The organism is Janthinobacterium sp. GW458P, from assembly GCF_002127585.1.
Taxonomy (GTDB): Bacteria; Pseudomonadota; Gammaproteobacteria; order Burkholderiales; family Burkholderiaceae_D; genus Janthinobacterium.
In genome coordinates this window covers 452,585-469,106 of record NZ_NEGZ01000001.1, presented here as the reverse complement: position 1 = coordinate 469,106, position 16,522 = coordinate 452,585, and the positions used below count along the sequence as shown (strand labels likewise).

11 protein-coding genes and 1 tRNA gene are annotated in these 16,522 nt (G+C 64.0%); 3 read left to right on the top strand and 9 right to left on the bottom strand.

The genetic code is table 11. The features are described from left to right. The first annotated feature begins 80 nt into the window (after positions 1-80). A complete protein-coding gene (locus CBW50_RS02095) occupies positions 81-1,052 on the top strand; it encodes a hypothetical protein (RefSeq protein ID WP_086143944.1) in 972 nt (323 codons plus the stop codon). Between the two features lie 40 nt (positions 1,053-1,092). On the opposite strand, the gene CBW50_RS02090 is transcribed toward CBW50_RS02095, so the two are convergent. The 6 genes from CBW50_RS02090 to CBW50_RS02065 form a co-directional block, all read right to left on the bottom strand. Then, a complete protein-coding gene (locus tag CBW50_RS02090; RefSeq protein ID WP_086143943.1) occupies positions 1,093-1,833 on the bottom strand; it encodes a hypothetical protein in 741 nt (246 codons plus the stop codon). A gap of 104 nt (positions 1,834-1,937) precedes the next feature. Next, the gene (locus CBW50_RS02085; protein WP_086143942.1) at positions 1,938-3,335 is read right to left on the bottom strand and encodes an efflux transporter outer membrane subunit; all 1,398 of its coding nucleotides are present in this window, start codon (positions 3,333-3,335) and stop codon (positions 1,938-1,940) included. Then, complete coding sequence (locus CBW50_RS02080) at positions 3,332-4,531, bottom strand: HlyD family secretion protein (protein ID WP_226935398.1); 1,200 nt, start codon at positions 4,529-4,531, stop codon at positions 3,332-3,334. Before CBW50_RS02080 ends, CBW50_RS02085 begins: the two co-directional genes overlap by 4 nt. Continuing rightward, positions 4,518-6,212 carry an MFS transporter gene (locus tag CBW50_RS02075; RefSeq protein ID WP_193068825.1) on the bottom strand — a complete coding sequence of 565 codons (1,695 nt, stop codon included), beginning with the start codon at positions 6,210-6,212 and terminating at the stop codon, positions 4,518-4,520. Before CBW50_RS02075 ends, CBW50_RS02080 begins: the two co-directional genes overlap by 14 nt. Before the next feature lie 233 nt (positions 6,213-6,445). Beyond that, positions 6,446-8,857, bottom strand: a complete 2,412-nt coding sequence (locus CBW50_RS02070) for a catalase (RefSeq protein WP_086143941.1) — start codon at positions 8,855-8,857, stop codon at positions 6,446-6,448. Positions 8,858-9,115: 258 nt separating this feature from the next. Further along, the gene (locus CBW50_RS02065; RefSeq protein ID WP_086143940.1) at positions 9,116-9,469 is read right to left on the bottom strand and encodes a YqjD family protein; all 354 of its coding nucleotides are present in this window, start codon (positions 9,467-9,469) and stop codon (positions 9,116-9,118) included. 455 nt (positions 9,470-9,924) lie between these two features. On the opposite strand from CBW50_RS02065, the gene CBW50_RS02060 reads away from it, so the two are divergent. Beyond that, positions 9,925-11,325: a PLP-dependent aminotransferase family protein gene (locus tag CBW50_RS02060; RefSeq protein ID WP_086143939.1), complete on the top strand. Its 1,401-nt coding sequence runs from the start codon at positions 9,925-9,927 to the stop codon at positions 11,323-11,325. A 100-nt stretch (positions 11,326-11,425) separates the two neighbouring features. On the opposite strand, the gene CBW50_RS02055 is transcribed toward CBW50_RS02060, so the two are convergent. The 3 genes from CBW50_RS02055 to pepN all read right to left on the bottom strand — a co-directional run bounded on the left by CBW50_RS02055 (position 11,426) and on the right by pepN (position 15,364). Beyond that, a tRNA-Thr gene (locus CBW50_RS02055) sits at positions 11,426-11,501 on the bottom strand. Between the two features lie 115 nt (positions 11,502-11,616). Next, positions 11,617-12,618: a class 1 fructose-bisphosphatase gene (locus CBW50_RS02050; RefSeq protein ID WP_034747152.1), complete on the bottom strand. Its 1,002-nt coding sequence runs from the start codon at positions 12,616-12,618 to the stop codon at positions 11,617-11,619. A gap of 91 nt (positions 12,619-12,709) precedes the next feature. Further along, positions 12,710-15,364 carry an aminopeptidase N gene (pepN, locus tag CBW50_RS02045; protein ID WP_086143938.1) on the bottom strand — a complete coding sequence of 885 codons (2,655 nt, stop codon included), beginning with the start codon at positions 15,362-15,364 and terminating at the stop codon, positions 12,710-12,712. A 217-nt stretch (positions 15,365-15,581) separates the two neighbouring features. On the opposite strand from pepN, the gene CBW50_RS02040 reads away from it, so the two are divergent. Continuing rightward, complete coding sequence (locus CBW50_RS02040; protein WP_086143937.1) at positions 15,582-16,211, top strand: DUF4136 domain-containing protein; 630 nt, start codon at positions 15,582-15,584, stop codon at positions 16,209-16,211. The last annotated feature ends 311 nt before the right edge of the window (positions 16,212-16,522 follow it).

Genomic DNA, 16,522 nt, shown 5'->3' with positions numbered 1-16,522 from the left:
CGGCCGTCAGGCCGCGCTCCCTCGCTTTCATCTATCTGGCATACTGCGCCCATTCTCCATGAACGCAATCTGCCCTGCCTATGAATTACCGCACCCCGCTCGTCCTGCTACTGGCCTCTGCGCTGCTCGGCGCCTGCTCGGACAAGACCGCCCCCGCCAGCGCCGAGCTGGCAGCCGACGTGGCAGCCGCTGCCCCCGCCGCTGCCGACGCAACGGCATCGGCCGAACACGTGCCATCGCCGTCCGCCACCGCGCCCAGGACGGAAGCGATGAACACGCCGCAGGCGCGCGAGCGTGAAGCAGGCATGATGCGCGCCGTCTTCGGCAAGGACTACCGCAGCGACAGCGACGATGCGCTGGCCGACCTGTCCGATCCGGACAACCACGTCGACAAGCTCAGTTACGTCGTCAGCGCCGTCAGCCACAAGCTGCTGCCCGATGGCAGCGCCATTCTGGTGGCGAATGCGGAAACGGCCAACACGGAAGGCACGGCCGAATCGGCGCATGCCTCGCCGGGGCTGCTGAATGTCTTTTTCCTGGCGCCCAAGGGCACGCCGGAAAACGGCCAGTGGCAAGTCGTGAAACGCCTGGAAAACATCGCCGCACTGGGCTCTTCGGGGCAGCTCGGCGAAGTCCACTGGATCATGCTGGGCGCGAACAAGCCGGGACTGGCGATCCGCCACGGCTATACGGGCCAGGGCTACACCATCACGCAACTGGCCCTGTTTGAAATCGGCGACGGCAAGGTCACCTCACTCGATGGCGCCATCGACCTGTACTCGGACAATATGGGCGCCTGCGGCCCTGAAACGGACGAGTGCTGGATGGTCAAGGGAAACTGGCGCTTCGCGCCAGCACGCAATGGCGGCGCGTATGATGACTTGCTGATCGATTTCAAGGGCGCCACCGAAAAGATCAAGCCGGGCGTCACGGTCAAACCGGACCAAGACCCGCCGCGCATCGCCACGCCCCTGAACGGCCACGCGCGCTATGGCTTCGATGGCAAGGGCTATCAATTAGTTGAGGGGAAGAATCCAGTACCTGGCGTTTAATGAGGTCAGACCCGCCGGGTCTGCCCCCCACGCAAGCGAGCTACCTGCGCGCCGCCTCCAGGCGCGCCAGCAGCGGCGCATACATAGCCCGCGTATGGCTGCTCCAGCGGGCCATGGCGCTGTCGATATCGAGCAGCAGGCGTTCCGACAGCACCTTGTCGCCCTGTTGCAGCGCCCAGATCGCGCACTCGGCACGGCAATCGAAGCTGTTGTAGCGCGTCAGCGCATCGTCGAATTCCGCTTTCGCTTCCACCTGGCGACCGCTTTGCGCCAGGGCGCGCGCCGTCAGCAGGGACACCATCTCGGGACGGAAATGGATATCCGTGCGGCGGATGAATTCCAGGTGCGTCAGCGCTTCGGCGCCGCGCGCGCATTCCAGATAGGCGCGCGCCGCGCCCAGCCGAATTTCCAGGTCCGATGAAAACGCTCCCCGCAGGCAGGCTTCGTACGTCGATGCGGCTTCCTGCGCATCACCCGCCTCCAGCTGCGCGCTGGCCAGGCGCATCTGGTTTTGCGCCGTCGGCGTGTACTCGAAGGCGGCCTTCGCCTCGCGCAGCTCGCGGTTCGGATCGAGTACCTGCACGGCCACCGATGCGACCTTGCGCGCGCCTTGCTGCAGGCGCGAATTGGGCAGGTAGATGGCGAAGAAATACACCACGCTGCCCAGCAGCGGAAACATGAATAAAATGAGCAGCCAGTACAGCTGCTGCCCGTTGCGCACCACGTGAATCGCAAAAAATACCGCGATCAGGATGTGGATGCCTATGCCAAAAATCGTCATGCCGCGACCTCGTTCGTAATGGGAGCAGCTGGCACCATGCCGCCGCTTTCCCCAGCGAGATATTACACCGGCCGCGGCAAACCGCCGCGTCGGGCATGCCGGCGTTACTGGCCCCTGGCCGACCAGCCGCCGCCCATGGCGCGGTACAGGTCGACGGAGGAAACGAGGATGCGGGTTTTCAGCTGCAGCAAGCCCACGTCGGCGCTGTACAGGGTGCGCTGGGCATCGAGTTCGTCCAGGTAAGAGGCGTAGCCATTGCGGTAGCGGTTGTGCGCAATGCGCAGGGTGTCCGCCGCCGCGGCGCGGCGCGCGTCGTTTTCCACGGCTTGCTGCTGCAGCCGGTAGATGGCCGCAAGGCTGTTCTCCGTTTCGGCGAACGCGTTGCGCACCACGTTTTCATACGCGTACACGAGCTGGTCGCGCTGCGCGCCGGCGGCCTCCGTCTGCGCCTGCACCCGCCCGCCGTCGAACAGGGGGCCGGCCGCCAGCGCCGTCAGGCGCCACAGGGCCGTGGGCGCATGCAGGAAGTCGGTCAAGGTGGTGGCTTGTCCGCCACCGACGGCCGTCAGCTTGAACGAGGGCAGCAGCTGATCGCGCGTGGCGGCCAGGCTGGCATTGGCGGCCGCCAGATTGTGTTCCGCGCGCGCGATGTCGGGCCGGCGGCGCAGCAGTTCGGATGGCAGCCCAGCCGGCACGGAGGGTGCATTCAGTTGCGCCAGCGGCAAGCCGCGCGCGATGCGGCCGGGATTGCCGCCGACGAGGACTGCCAGCGCATTTTCCTGCTCGAATATCTGCCGCTGCAGCTGCGGTACCTGTTCGGCCGCCGCATGGTATTCCGATTGTGCCTGCAGCCATTCCAGGCGCGAGCTGTAGCCCACCTCGAACTGCTTGCGCGCCAGCTCGCGCGACTGTTCGCGCAGCTGCAGGGTCGACTGGATCAGCTCCAGCTGGGCATCGAGGCCGCGCAGGTTCAGGTAGCTCGTCGCCACGCTGGCGGCAAGCGACAGGGCCGCCGCATCGAGGCTGGCCTGCTCGGCGCGGTAGCTCTCGCCGGCTGCATCGCTCAGACTGGCCAGCCGGCCCCACACGTCGATTTCATAGCTGGCCTGCAGTTCGGCCTGGAAGACGTTCGTCACATACGGCTTGCCGCTCGACGCCAGGGTGCGCGTGCGCGTGGGCGAACCGTCGAAGGCCAGGTTGGGCGCGCGGTTGGCGTCGGCCTGCGCCAGGCGCGCGCGGTATTCCTGCACGCGGGCGCGCGCCACGCGCAAGTCGCCATTGCGCGCCAGCGCCTCGCCCACCAGATTGCTTAAAACAGGGTCGCCGAAGGCCTGCCACCACAGCAGCTCCACATGGGCGCCGTTCGCCGGCGACGTCGCGGCATCGGCCGGCGCGCGCCAGCCGGACGGCAGCTGCAAGGTCGATGCGGGCTGTGGCGGCGCCTTGGCGGCGCAGCCGGCCAGCGCCAGCGCAGCGGCCATCAGTAATCGGCGGCGTGTCATGGCTTGGCCTTCGCGGACGCCTTCTTCGACGGGGGCGGCGGCGCGGGATTCTCCGCCGAGTCATTCAGCACGGCGGAGGTATCGACACTGACCACCACCGACATGCCCGGCACGAGGCGGCGCGCATTCCCCTGCCCCGGATCGATGCGGATGCGCACGGGAATGCGCTGGGCGATTTTCAGGTAATTGCCCGTCGCGTTATCGGCCGGCAGCACGGAAAACTCGGAACCCGTGGCCGGCGAGATGCGCTCGACCTGGCCCGTCAGCACGGCGCCATCGAGCGCGTCGACGTGGAAGGTGGCGCTCTGCCCTTCCTGCACGCCGTTCATCTGGGTTTCCTTGAAATTGGCGATCACCCACATCTGGCGCGGCACCAGCGCCATTAGCTGCGCGCCCGAATTCACGTACGCGCCCTGGCGCACCGTCACCTGTCCCAGCTGGCCATCGGACGGCGCCACGATGCGCGTGTTATCGAGGTCGATCCTGGCCGCCTTGACGGCCGCCTGCGCGTTCGCCACGGCCGCTTCCAGCGCCTGTCTGTTGACCACCACGGAATGCACGCTTTGCTGGGCGATGTCGAGGTTGGCGCGGGCTTGCGCCAGCGCGGCCGCCATCTGCGCCTGCGTGGCGCGCGACTGGTCGTGTTCGCGCTGCGACAACGAACCGTCCGCCACCAGCTGCTCCACCCGGTTCAAGTCGGCGCTGGCCTTGCGCGCCTGCGCTTCCGCATTGGCCAGCGCCGCCTCGCTGACGGAAATGCCGGCTTGCGCGCTGGCCTTCTGCTGCGCCCAGTTCGACAGCGCCGCCTGTTGCGCCGCCAGTTGCGCTTGCGCCTGCTCGTAGCGCTGCTGGTAGATGCGGTCGTCGATGCGCACCAGCAACTGCCCTTCCTTGACGTCCATGAAATCCTGCACCGTCACTTCCACCACATAGCCCGATAGCTGCGTGCCGATGATGGTCACCTGGCCCCGCACGGTGGCGTTTTCCGTCGTCACGATGGGACTGGTGAACGGCGGCAAACGCCACGCATACAGCACGATCAGCACGCCCACCAGGGCCACGGCGGCAAAGGCCAGCGCGGACAGCCACTGGTGGCGCCGGTCCGGCTGCGCCGAGGCTGAAGTAGTGGCGGGCGCCGGCGCGGATGCGGCTGGAGGCGTTGCCGGTGCTGGCGGTGGATTCCTATTTTCTGTCATTGCTCGGTTCCGAATTGGTAATGGGGACGATGGCCATGGCCGTTTGCGCGTCGCGCACGGGGCCGACCAGGCGCCGCGCGCCCATGGTGATGCGGGTCCAGGACTGGCTGACCAGCATCCACAGCAAGGTGGCAAGGGCGACGCCGGCGATCATCAGAAAAACGTCGTTATAAGCGAGTACATTGGCTTCGCGCGTGGCGATGGCGCCCAGCCGCGCCACGCCCTGGGCGCTGCGCAGCGCGGGGTCGCCCAGCACGCCGCCATAGGCCGCTGCACCCGACTGCAGGCGGGCAGCCACCTGCGGGTCGAGCATGGTCAGGTGTTCGACCAGATAGCTGGAATGGTATTTTTCGCGCGCCGTCTGGATGGTGCCGACGATGGCCGAACCGAGCAAGCCGCCCAGGTTCTGCGTCATGGTAAACATCACGGAAAAGCTGACCAGGTTGCGCGGTTCGGCGATCACGGCGCCCATGCCGGACACCATGGTGGGGCCGAGAAAATACGTGCCGCCGAAGGCCAGCAGGAACTGGCTCACGTACATGTTGACGGGGCGCGTCTGGCTGGTGGCGTGCGCGTCGATCAACGCGCCGGCAGCGATCAGCAGCAGCGCGAACATCAGCGAGCGGTGGGTGGTGGCCGGGTTGATCGTCAGGGCGCTGACCACCAAACCTGCCACGCTGCCCAGCAGCACCACGACGAACAGGTTCTGCATCTGGTCCGTGTTCAGGCCCAGCGCCTGCAGGAAGCCGACGGCGCCCGTCGATTCGGACAGCACGATGCGAAACAGCAGCACCGATAAAAACAGCTTGGCGATCTTGCCCGTGGTGAGCCAGCGCGTGTTGAGCAGCGGGCGCGCGCGGTTATGCTCGATGGCCAGCGAGGCGGCGATGAGCACGATGGAGCCCGCCAGGCACACGCCTACCCACTCGGCCTCCATCCACCACGCCGTGCGTCCCTGCGCCAGCACGGCGCACAACAGGGCCACGCCGGGGGCGAACAGGATGAAGGTGAGGAAGTCGAGCGGCTCGAAGGTCTGCACGCGGTCGCCCGGCGGCAGTTTCAGGGCCAGCACGCAGCCCAGCGCCAGCAGGGCCAGGCCCAGCTCGAACAGGTACAGGCCGTGCCATTCGCCGATCTGCAGCAGTTCGGAGGTGAAGATGCGCGCCAGCGGCAGCGCCAGTTGCGCAAAGCCCAGGCCCAGCACCACGCCCTTCAGGCGGTGCCGCGCGGGAAACGCCTGCAAGGTGTAGTACAGCCCCAGCACGCCCAGCGCGCCGCCCACCATGCCGTGTGCAGCGCGCACGGCGATCGCCGACGGCAAGGTATTCGCATACAGGTGGGCGAAGGTGACGAGCGCGTACAGCACGAGGAAAAATTCGGTAAACAGGCGCAGGCCGAACTGCTGGCGGAATTTCACCAGCAGCAGATTCATGGACACGATGGTCATCACATAGGCGGCCGGCAGCCACTGCATCTGGTAGGCATAGGCGGCCAGCGAACCTTGCAGATTCAGCAGGTTGGCCGTCACCAGGCCATTACCCAGCCCCCCCGTCAGCGCGACGATCAGGCCGACGATGAAATACGCGACGCGCCTGGGCGTCGAATGTTCGGGCGTCGATGGCGACCCGGGCAAGTTCGGGCGTTCGCCCGGCCCCCAGGTCCGTGGTGTGTACTTGTCCATGCGGCAATCACGATCTGGTTTGCTGAAGCCGTTCTTTGCTGCTTTGCTGTTGTTAAGCAAACAGTTGCATATGAACAGTTCTCATGCGCAGCATATCACCGCAGCAGGTTTTGATTGGTTAAATTGATCGATGGTGTTGCCAAGGAGAAAAACAAGGCTGCGCTGAAGGCGATGGGCAAGCAGACCATGCAGATCCAGGGCCAGGCCCGGCAGGCCTGGCCCACTTCACGTCATCACACGCGCGGCGGGTCCGTCTCGCGCGCGAACGAACGGTGGGCGGCCAGCAGCTTCTTGAAGGCCGCCACGGCTTTCACGACATCGGCGGACGGCGCGACGATGACGGCGGGATCGGGCTTGCCGTCGGGCAGGGTCGTCGGCACGCCAGCCTGGTCCAGCAAGCCCTTGCCCGCGCCGACGGCCAGTATCGGCTTGCAGTGGCGGTACTGCAGGCGCAGGAAGTCGAGCGCATTGGCATCGCTGCCCAGCTGCTGCACGGCGCCCTCGCCGTCCGGCACCACGACGGCGTCGAACAACACGGACGGCCCCGTTTCCAGCGAGATTTCCACGGCCAGCGGCGCGCCGCCGCTCGTGTCGACCTTGCCCAGGTGGCTGCCCACCAGGCGCGGCACGGCGCCGTCGGCCAGCAGGGACGCATAGATATTGCGCGCCTGCGCGCCATCGCTGCCCGGCCCCACGAGGATGGCCACGCGCAGGGTGTGGATGCCCGTCTTGCCGGGTCGGAAAAACAGCGACAGTTCCGGCGACGGCGGATAGCTAGGGATCGGCAGCATGGCGACGGGCGGCATGACGGGCGGCAGCGCCAGGCCCAGCGCATCGGCCAGGCGCTGCGCCAGGGTTTCGTCGACATTGCGCAACATGGCGACGACGCGCTTGCGGATGGCCACCGTCTGCACCTTGCTCAGTTCAAAGCGGAACGCATGCACAATATGGTCTTGTTCGACCGGCGTCTGGCTGATCCAGAACAACCGCGCCTGGCCATAGTGCTCGGCGAATTTCTCGGGCTTGCCGCGCACCTTGTCGCCCTCGGTGGGGGCGGGAAAACTGTTGAACCCCTTCGCGCCCGCCTGGAACGGACAGCCGCCCGCCAGCGAATTGGGTTCGTAGGCGACCCGGCCCCGGTTGATGGCCTGGCGGTGGATGCCGTCGCGCTGGTTGTTGTGCAGCGGTGCCAGCGGCGAATTGATGGGGATTTCATGGAAGTTGGCGCCGCCCAGGCGCGTGATCTGCGTGTCCACGTACGAGTGAATGCGGCCCTGCAGCAGCGGATCGTTGCTGAAATCGATGCCGGGCACGATGTGCGCCGTGCAAAAGGCCACCTGCTCCGTCTCGGCAAAGAAGTTATCGGGATTGCGGTTCAAGACCATTTTCCCGACAGGGATCAGGGGCACCAGTTCTTCGGGAATCAGCTTGGTGGGGTCGAGCACGTCGAAGGGGAACGCTTCGGCCTGTTCTTCCGTGAAGACCTGGAAGGACAATTCATATTCGGGATACTCGCCGCACTCGATGGCTTCCCACAGGTCGCGCCGGTGGAAGTCGGAATCGGCGCCGCTGATCTTCACGGCTTCGTCCCAGACGAGCGAATGCGTGCCGGCCAAGGGCGACCAGTGGAACTTGCAGAAGACGGACTGCCCCTTGGCGTTCACGAGGCGGAAGGTGTGCACGCCGAAGCCCTGCATCATGCGGAAACTGCGCGGGATGGCGCGGTCGGACATGACCCACATCAGCATGTGCGTGATTTCCGGCGACAGCGAGGCGAAGTCCCAGAAGGTGTCATGCGCGCTGGCGGCCTGCGGGATGCCGTTGTTCGGCTCGGGCTTGACGGAGTGGATCAGGTCGGGGAACTTCATCGCATCCTGGATGAAAAAGACGGGAATGTTATTGCCGACCAGGTCCCAGTTGCCTTCGTCCGTATAAAACTTCACGGCAAAGCCGCGCACGTCGCGCGCCGTGTCGGTCGAGCCGCGCTCGCCGGCCACGGTGGAAAAGCGCACGAAGACGGGCGTGCGCTTGCCCGCCTTGGCGAACGGCGCGGCGCGCGTCAGCTTGCTTTGCTCCTTGTAGCATTCGAAATAGCCGTGGGCGGCGGAGCCGCGCGCATGCACGACGCGCTCGGGGATACGCTCATGGTCGAAATGCGTGAGCTTTTCACGCAAAATAAAATCTTCCATCAGGGTGGGGCCGCGCAAGCCCGCCTTCAGCGAGTTCTGGTTGTCGCCCACGGGCACGCCCTGGTTGGTCGTCAGCACGCAGCCGCTGTCATCGCTACGGGCGCCGTCGAGCGAGGCATTGCGCGCATTCTCGCCCAAGGCCGGCTGCCCGTCGCCCACCTTCGGCGAGGGCGTCGTTTCGCCCGTCGTGCTGGCCGAGGCCAGCGCTTCGCCCGACGTCACGTGCACGCCTTCGGCCGGCGCGCGCGCCGCCTCGCCATACTGGCCAGCGACATTCGGATTGTCGGGCATGGCGGCCGACAGCGCCTGTCCGGCGGCGGCTTTCTTCAGCAGCGCCTGGGCCGCGGCGTGGTCGCTGCCCAGGCTCTGCGGCGGATCGGCCTCGGATGGGCCGGACATGCTGCTCAATACGGAACCCGCACCGTCCGTGGACGGCGTTTTCTTGTTGGTAGCCATTACATCTCCTGTGAGTAGTCTGCCCCGGGAAGTAACGCTACAACTCCCTCATTCAGCGCACGAACAGGGCAATCAAAATAATGATGGGAATAGGTACACCAATCAACCACAACAAAATGGAGCGCATGTTCCACCCTCCTTACTGCCTGCTACCACTACCTCGTGCGCGTGGGCGCCGGCTCAGTTCGCCATGATGGCGAAGCGGGCAGGCGCCCACGAGAACTACTCGGCAGGAATGCGTAAACCGACGGCTACTTACTATTTACGCGAACCCAGCAGTTTCGACAGGCCATAACCGGCCGCCACGGCCACCAGCAGCGACACGGCCGGACGCTCGCGTACATAATCACGGCCCGTTTCGCCGGCGCGCTGGCAGGCGGCGCCCAATTGCTTGCCGCGCGCCATCAGGCGTTCGGACGCTTTCGACATGCTGTCGCTGACCTTCTCGATGCGCTCGCCCACCTGGTCCACGCCCTCGTGGGCACGCGTGGCGACCTTGTCGATCAGAGGCTGGGCCTGGTCTGCCACCTTATCGATGGTGCGGTGCAAGTCCTGGCGGGTCTCCTGAGTGTTACCGTTCAAATCGGAGCTGGCTTTTTCAATCGCGTTCATGATGGTTTCCTTCAAAGGTGAATAAATCAACCATGCTCGATGCCGTGACCGAATCATGATTCTCCTCGCTTCCGGGAAAAAAGAAGCGGCTAAACGCTGCCGGGCTGAGCCATATCAAACTCTGGATCAGCAGCAAGCTGTTGACACCACCTTAACCGCGCCCGCCGCGCGCCACCGTGCGCTGCCACACCTTGAAGCGCAGACTTAAATTCCTATTGGAAATGACAAAATAACAAACGCCGCCGGCCTGGTGGAACGGACAGGGATTGCGGAGCTATCGCAAGTGCGCTGCGGCACAGAAAACGCCCTGCAGCGACCAGGCATCGTGGCGCTAACAACGATGGGCTATGCATCGTCTTTTGCTTGAGATACAGGGGTTGCACACACAAATGTATGGATTTTTATGGGGAATTTTCCCATAATAACGGGAAGCAATACCCATACATGAAGGCAAAATGTCCAAATCAAAATCCATACAAGAAGAAAGCCAGGCCAGCGCATGGGTCACGCCGTTCGTGCAACATGGCGGCCCGCGCTACCTGCAGATCGCCGACATGCTCGAGCGCGCGCTGTCGGACGGCAGTCTGCGTCCCGGCGACCGCCTGCTGCCGCAGCGCCGCCTGGCCGAGCTGCTCCGGGTCGACCTGACGACGGTAACCCGCGCATACGACGAGGCCAAGCGCCGCAACCTGCTGGAGGGACAGGGCGCGCGCGGCACCTACGTGGCCGCGCCGAAGGTGGAATTGACGCAGTTGCTGGATCTGAGCATGAATATCCCGCCGCCGCCCGTGGGCGTCGATTTCAATGACCTGCTGAAACAGGGCGTGGCGCAGGTGCTGATGCGCACGGACAGCGACTTGTTGATGAGCTATCATCTGGGCGGCGGTGGCAGAGCCGACCGCGCGGCGGGCGCCGTCTGGCTGGCGCCCATGTTTGGCGACGTCGATGCGCAGCACGTGGTGGCCTGTCCTGGCGCGCAGGCGGCGCTGGCGGCGCTGATATTGACCTTGAGCCGGCCCGGCGACACCATCTTGACGGAGGCGGCCGTGTATCCGGGCCTGCGCTCGGCGGCGGGGCAGCTGAACCGCAAGCTCATCGTCGTGGAAACGGATGCGGACGGCATGCTGCCCGAAGCGCTGGAAAAAGCCTGGCGCAAGCACCATGCACGCCTGATCTACCTGAATCCGACCCTGCAAAACCCCACGGCGCACACCATGCCGGACGCGCGGCGCCTGGCCATCACGGAAGTGGCGGCCCGCTGCGGCATGCACATCATCGAGGACGACCCGTACTGGCTGCTGGCCAGCGACGCGCCGCCGCCGCTGGCCCATTACGCGCCAGGCCACGTGTCCCACATCGCCACCCTGTCGAAATGCCTGGCGCCCGGCCTGCGCATGGCCTATGCGCTGGTGCCCGACGTGCAACGGCGCGAACGCTTCGTGCAGGCCCTGCGTTCCTTCAGCCTGATGGCCACGCCCCTGACGACGGCGCTGGCGACGCAATGGATACACGACGGCTCGGCGCACGAGCTGCTGGCCGGCGTACGCAGCGAAGCAGCCGCGCGCCAGGACGTCATCCGCACCATCCTCACCGGCACGAGCCACCCGCGCAGCGACGGCATCCACGTATGGTTCTCGCTGCCCAGCTACTGGACCTCGCGCGAACTGGCCGCCACTGCCCGCACGCAAGGCGTGGCCGTGACGGCTTCCGACGCCTTCTACGACAACCGCCCGCCGAACGCCATCCGCATCTCGCTGGGCAGCATCCGCGACCGCGCGCGCCTGGCCAACGCATTAAAAAAATTATCACTGCTGCTGGCGCACAAGCCGGCCGTGAGCCGGGAATTTGTCATTTAGACGGATGCGCCACTCGCCGGCGCAGGCTGGCGGGCGAGAATGCTGCAGGCGAAAAAAAACCCACCGTTTGAGCGGTGGGTTTTTTTCTACAACGAATACTTGGTGCCGTTGGCCGGAATCGAACTGGCGACCTTCACATTACGAATGTGCTGCTCTACCAACTGAGCTACAACGGCGAAGACCCACATTCTACAAACAATGCACAAAATTTGCTAGTGTCAACGCGAACTTTTTTCATTTTTTTTAGCGGCCCGGCTGCGGGCCGCTGAAAATCGTGGAAAAGTGCGAGGTTTACTCCGCGTGGTAGGCCGTCACGCGGGCCACTTCGTCCTTCGAGCCGAGGAAGACGGGCACGCGCTGGTGCAGCTTGTGCGGGGCGATGTCCATGATGCGCTGCTGGCCGTCGGTGGCGGCGCCGCCGGCTTGCTCGACGATGAAGGCCATCGGGTTCGCTTCGTACATCAGGCGCAGCTTGCCCGGCATCGAGGTGTCGCGCAGGTCTGCCGGGTACATGAAGATGCCGCCGCGGTTCAGGATGCGGTGCACGTCGGCCACCATCGAGGCGATCCAGCGCATGTTGAAGTTGGTGCCGCGCGGGCCCGTGTCGCCGGCCAGCAGTTCGTCGACATAGCGCTTCACGGGCGGATGCCAGTGGCGCGCGTTCGACATATTGATGGCAAATTCCTTCGTCGTCGGCGGAATCTGCATATTGCTTTGCGTGAGCACCCACGAACCCATTTCGCGGTCCAGGGTAAAGCAGTTCACGCCATTGCCGAAGGTCAGCACCAGCATGGTTTGCGGGCCGTACACGGCATAGCCGGCCGCCACTTGCTTGCTGCCCGCCTGCATGAAGTCCTGCTCCGTCGGCTGTCCCATGCCGTCCGGCGCCTTCAGCACGGAGAAAATGGTGCCGATCGAGACGTTGACGTCGATGTTCGACGAGCCATCGAGTGGGTCGAACAGCAGCATGTATTCGCCCTTCGGATAGCGGTTCGGAATCGGATGGATCGATTCCATCTCTTCCGACGCCATGGCCGCCAGGTGGCCGCCCCATTCATTCGCTTCCAGCAAAATCTCGTTGGAGATGATGTCGAGTTTTTTCTGTACCTCGCCCTGCACGTTTTCCGTGTCGGCCGTGCCCAGCACTTCACCGAGGGCGCCCTTGCCGACGGCGTGGCTGATGGTCTTACAAGCGCGCGCGACGACTTCGATCAGCAGGCGCAGTTCGGCCGGAATGCTGTTGTTCGAGCGCTGCTCTTCAACCAGGTATTGCGTAAGACTGATGCGTTTCATGAAACCCCTTTTTTTAATGGTATTTCTTTGCTTAACCCAAGGTAATAGTTGGGGTCAGCTGGGGTCAGACCCGGCGGGTCTGACCCCAAAATTAGTTGGCCAATGCCTTGGAAACCACTTCCATCACGTCGTTCGACAGGCTGGCCTGGCCGGCGACTTGCTCCAGCGCGTCGCGCATATGGTTTTGCAGCGCCGGCACGTAACGGCGCCAGCGGTCCATGGAGCGCGCCAGACGCGCGGCCACTTGCGGGTTCAGGGCGTCGAGCGCGATGACTTGCTCGGCCCAGAAGGCGTAGCCGCTGCCGTCAGCAGCATGGAACTGGGACGGATTGCCGTTGGTGAAATTGAAAATCAGGCTGCGCGCGCGGTTCGGATTTTTCAAGGTAAAAGCCGGATGCGTCATCAACTGGCGCACGGCCTGCACATCGGTCGTCGGCGCGGATGCTTGCATGGCGAACCATTTGTCGACCACCAGCGCCTCGTTCTCGAAGTCGGCATAGAAACTGCTCAAGGCCGCCTGCGCATGCGGCTGCGAGCCGGAATGAATCAGGGCCGCCAGCGCTGCGGCGCGGTCCGTCATGTTGCCGGCATTGTCGAACTGCAGCCGCGCCAGGTCCAGCTCCGCCGCTTCGGGCGCGATCAGCAGATACGACAGGGCTAGGTTTTTCAAGGCCCGCTTGCCGGCCGACAGGGCGTCGGGGCTGTAGTCGCCCGGCGTCTGGTTGGCATGGTATTGCGCCAGCAATTCAGGTTTCAGCGCCGCGGCGATGGTGCGGCGCATGAACTGGCGCGCCGCATGGATCGCCTGCGGGTCGACTTGCGCCATGCGCTCGGCGATGATGGTTTCCGACGGCAGGATCAGGGCCAGCTCGCGGAAGGCGGGATCGAGCGTGTCATCGGCCAGCAGGGCGCGCTGCGCGGCGATGAAGGTGTCGTCCAGCGCCAGGGTCTCGCCGGCGGCGACGGCGCCGGTCAGTTTCAGCAGGCGCTCCATGGCCAGGCGCTGGCCCGCTTCCCAGCGGTTGACCGGATCGCTGTCGTGACGGAACAGGTGCAGCAGCTCGGCGTCGGTATAGTCGTATTCGAGCACCACAGGCGCGGAAAAGTCGCGCAGCAGCGATGGCACGGCTTCTTCCGTCACATTCGTGAAGCGGAACGTCTGCGTCGCCTCGGTCAGCTCCAGCACGACGCTGGTGGCGCCTTTGGTCGCCAGGCCATCGACGTGCAGCGGCAGGTCGCGGCCATCGGCAGCCAGCAAGCCGACGGTGACGGGGATGTGGAAGGGCAGCTTTTCCGGCTGGCCCGGCGTGGCGGGGCAGCTTTGCGTCAGGGTCAGCTCGAACGTCCGGCTGGCGGCGTCGTAGCGCGTGGCAGCGGTGACGATGGGCGTGCCGGCCTGGCTGTACCAGCGCTCGAACTGGGTAAAGTCGCGGCCATTCGCGTCCGCCATGGCGGCGCGGAAGTCGTCGCACTGCACGGCCTGGCCATCGTGGCGTTCGAAATACAGGTCCATGCCCTTGCGAAAACCGTCGCGGCCCACCAGGGTCTGGTACATGCGCACCACTTCGGCGCCCTTCTCGTAGATCGTGACCGTATAGAAGTTATTGATTTCCACAAAAGAATCGGGACGCACGGGATGGGCCATCGGGCCCGCGTCTTCCGGGAACTGCGCCTGGCGCAAGGTGCGCACCTGGTCGATGCGCGTGACGGCGCGGCCCGTGTCCGTGCCGATCATGTCGGCCGAGAATTCCTGGTCGCGGAACACGGTCAAGCCTTCCTTCAGCGACAGCTGGAACCAGTCACGGCACGTTACGCGGTTGCCCGTCCAGTTATGGAAGTATTCGTGGCCCACCACCGCTTCGATACCCGCGTAGTCAACGTCGGTGGCCACGCGCGAATTGGCCAGCACGTACTTGGTGTTGAAAATGTTCAGGCCCTTGTTTTCCATGGCGCCCATGTTGAAATCGCCCACGGCGACGATCATGAAGCGGTCCAGGTCCAGTTCCAGGCCAAAGCGTTCCTCGTCCCAGCGGATGGAATTCTTCAGCGACTGCATGGCGTAGTCGGTTTTATCGAGGTTGCCGTCCTCCACCCACACTTGCAGCAGCGCTTCGCGGCCGGACTTGAGCGTGTAGCGCTCTTCCTGGCACACCAGGCGCGCCGCCACCAGGGCAAACAGGTAGGATGGCTTCTTGAACGGGTCTTCCCACTTGGCGTAATGGCGTCCGTCGCCCAGGTCGCCCTCTTCGATCAGGTTGCCGTTCGATAGCAGCACCGGATACCGTTCCTTGTCGGCGCGCAACATGACCGTATATTTGGCCATCACGTCCGGGCGGTCCGGGAAGAAGGTGATGCGGCGGAAGCCCTCCGCTTCGCATTGCGTAAAGAAATTATGGTTCGACACGTACAGGCCGGACAGCGAGGTATTGTCCTGCGGCGCCAGCACGGTCTCGATATCGAGCAACACCTCGTCGGGCGCCTTCGGAATAGTCAGCATGCCGGCCGTCAGCTTGTACTGCGACGGCTTCAATACCTTGCCGTTCAGGCGCACCATCACCAGTTCGATGTGTTCGCCGTGCAATTCGATGCTGCGGCTGGTGCTGGCCGGGTTGTGACGCATGCGGATCCGGCTCGCCACCACTGTGCGGGCGGGATCGAGATCGAAACCAAGTTCGACGCTGTCAACCAGGAAACTGGGCGGCGTGTAATCTTTGCGGTAAATCGTCTGAGGGCTGTCTGTGCGCATAGGGATTTGGGTGGGAGCGGAGGCAAAAGCCTATTTTACCAACACCCGACCCCGATAGTCGCGATTCGGCTCAGGAATGTTGGATTCCCTTACACGCCGACATACCAGGTAACATTCTGTAATAATGAATGGAAACAAATAGAACTATTCTTATAATACTAGGCGATGAATTGCGTCTACCAACAATGAATTGCAGCTTATCTAAGGAGATCATGCAATGAAACGATATCTCACCATTATGATGGCCGCATTGACCGTGTTGCTGACCGGCTGCGCCACCACCATACGCAGCGACGTGACGGCCTTCCACGAATGGCCCGCACAGTTGCAGGACAAATCATATGTATTCGAGGCGCCAGTGGCGGAAGACGACACCCTGGAGTATCGCAGCTACCAGAACCTGGTGCGCGCGGAACTGGCCAAACACGGCTTCGGCGAAGCTTCGGGCCCTGCGGCGGCCAATTTGCGCGTGGCCATGAATTTTTCCACCGTCGACTATCCTGAGCGCGTACTGCAAGCTTCGGACCCATTCTGGTATGGCCCCGGCTACTGGCCAGGCCGCTACGGATATCGCTATGGCGCCTGGCCAGGCTATGGCCGCTTTGGCTATAACCCCTACTGGTATGGCCCGCTGGAAATGGAAGAGAGCGTACGCCATAAGTACGAACGCGAATTGCGCGTGACGATCAATGACCGCAGCGGCAAGAAACTGTACGACGTGACCGTGCAATCGACAAGCAACAAGCGCGCCACGTCGCAAGTGATGCCGGCCATGGTGGCCAGCGCCTTTGCCGATTTCCCCGGTCAGAGCGGCGTGCCGCGCAAGGTCGAAGTCAAGATAGACTGAAAGCGCCAGCCAAAACCTACTGCGCGTCGCGATCTACGGCCTGCGATGCTCACTGTACCTTCGTACAGTTGCGCTTCTCGACCGCAGCTCCCTTCCGCTCGCTACGGTTTTGTCAGGCGCGAGAAGTCCGGAGTAATTTAAAAAAAGACCGGCTGGTGCAGCAATGTGCCAGCCGGTTTTTTCATGTCTGTTTTATGCCTATGAATAATACGCCTCGGCGGCAAAGGTCAGCGCGCCGATCAGGGCCACGGCCAATAACAGCACGATCAGCAGGCGGCCGAACTTCGGCGTGCCGTCTCTTTCGCTGCCGC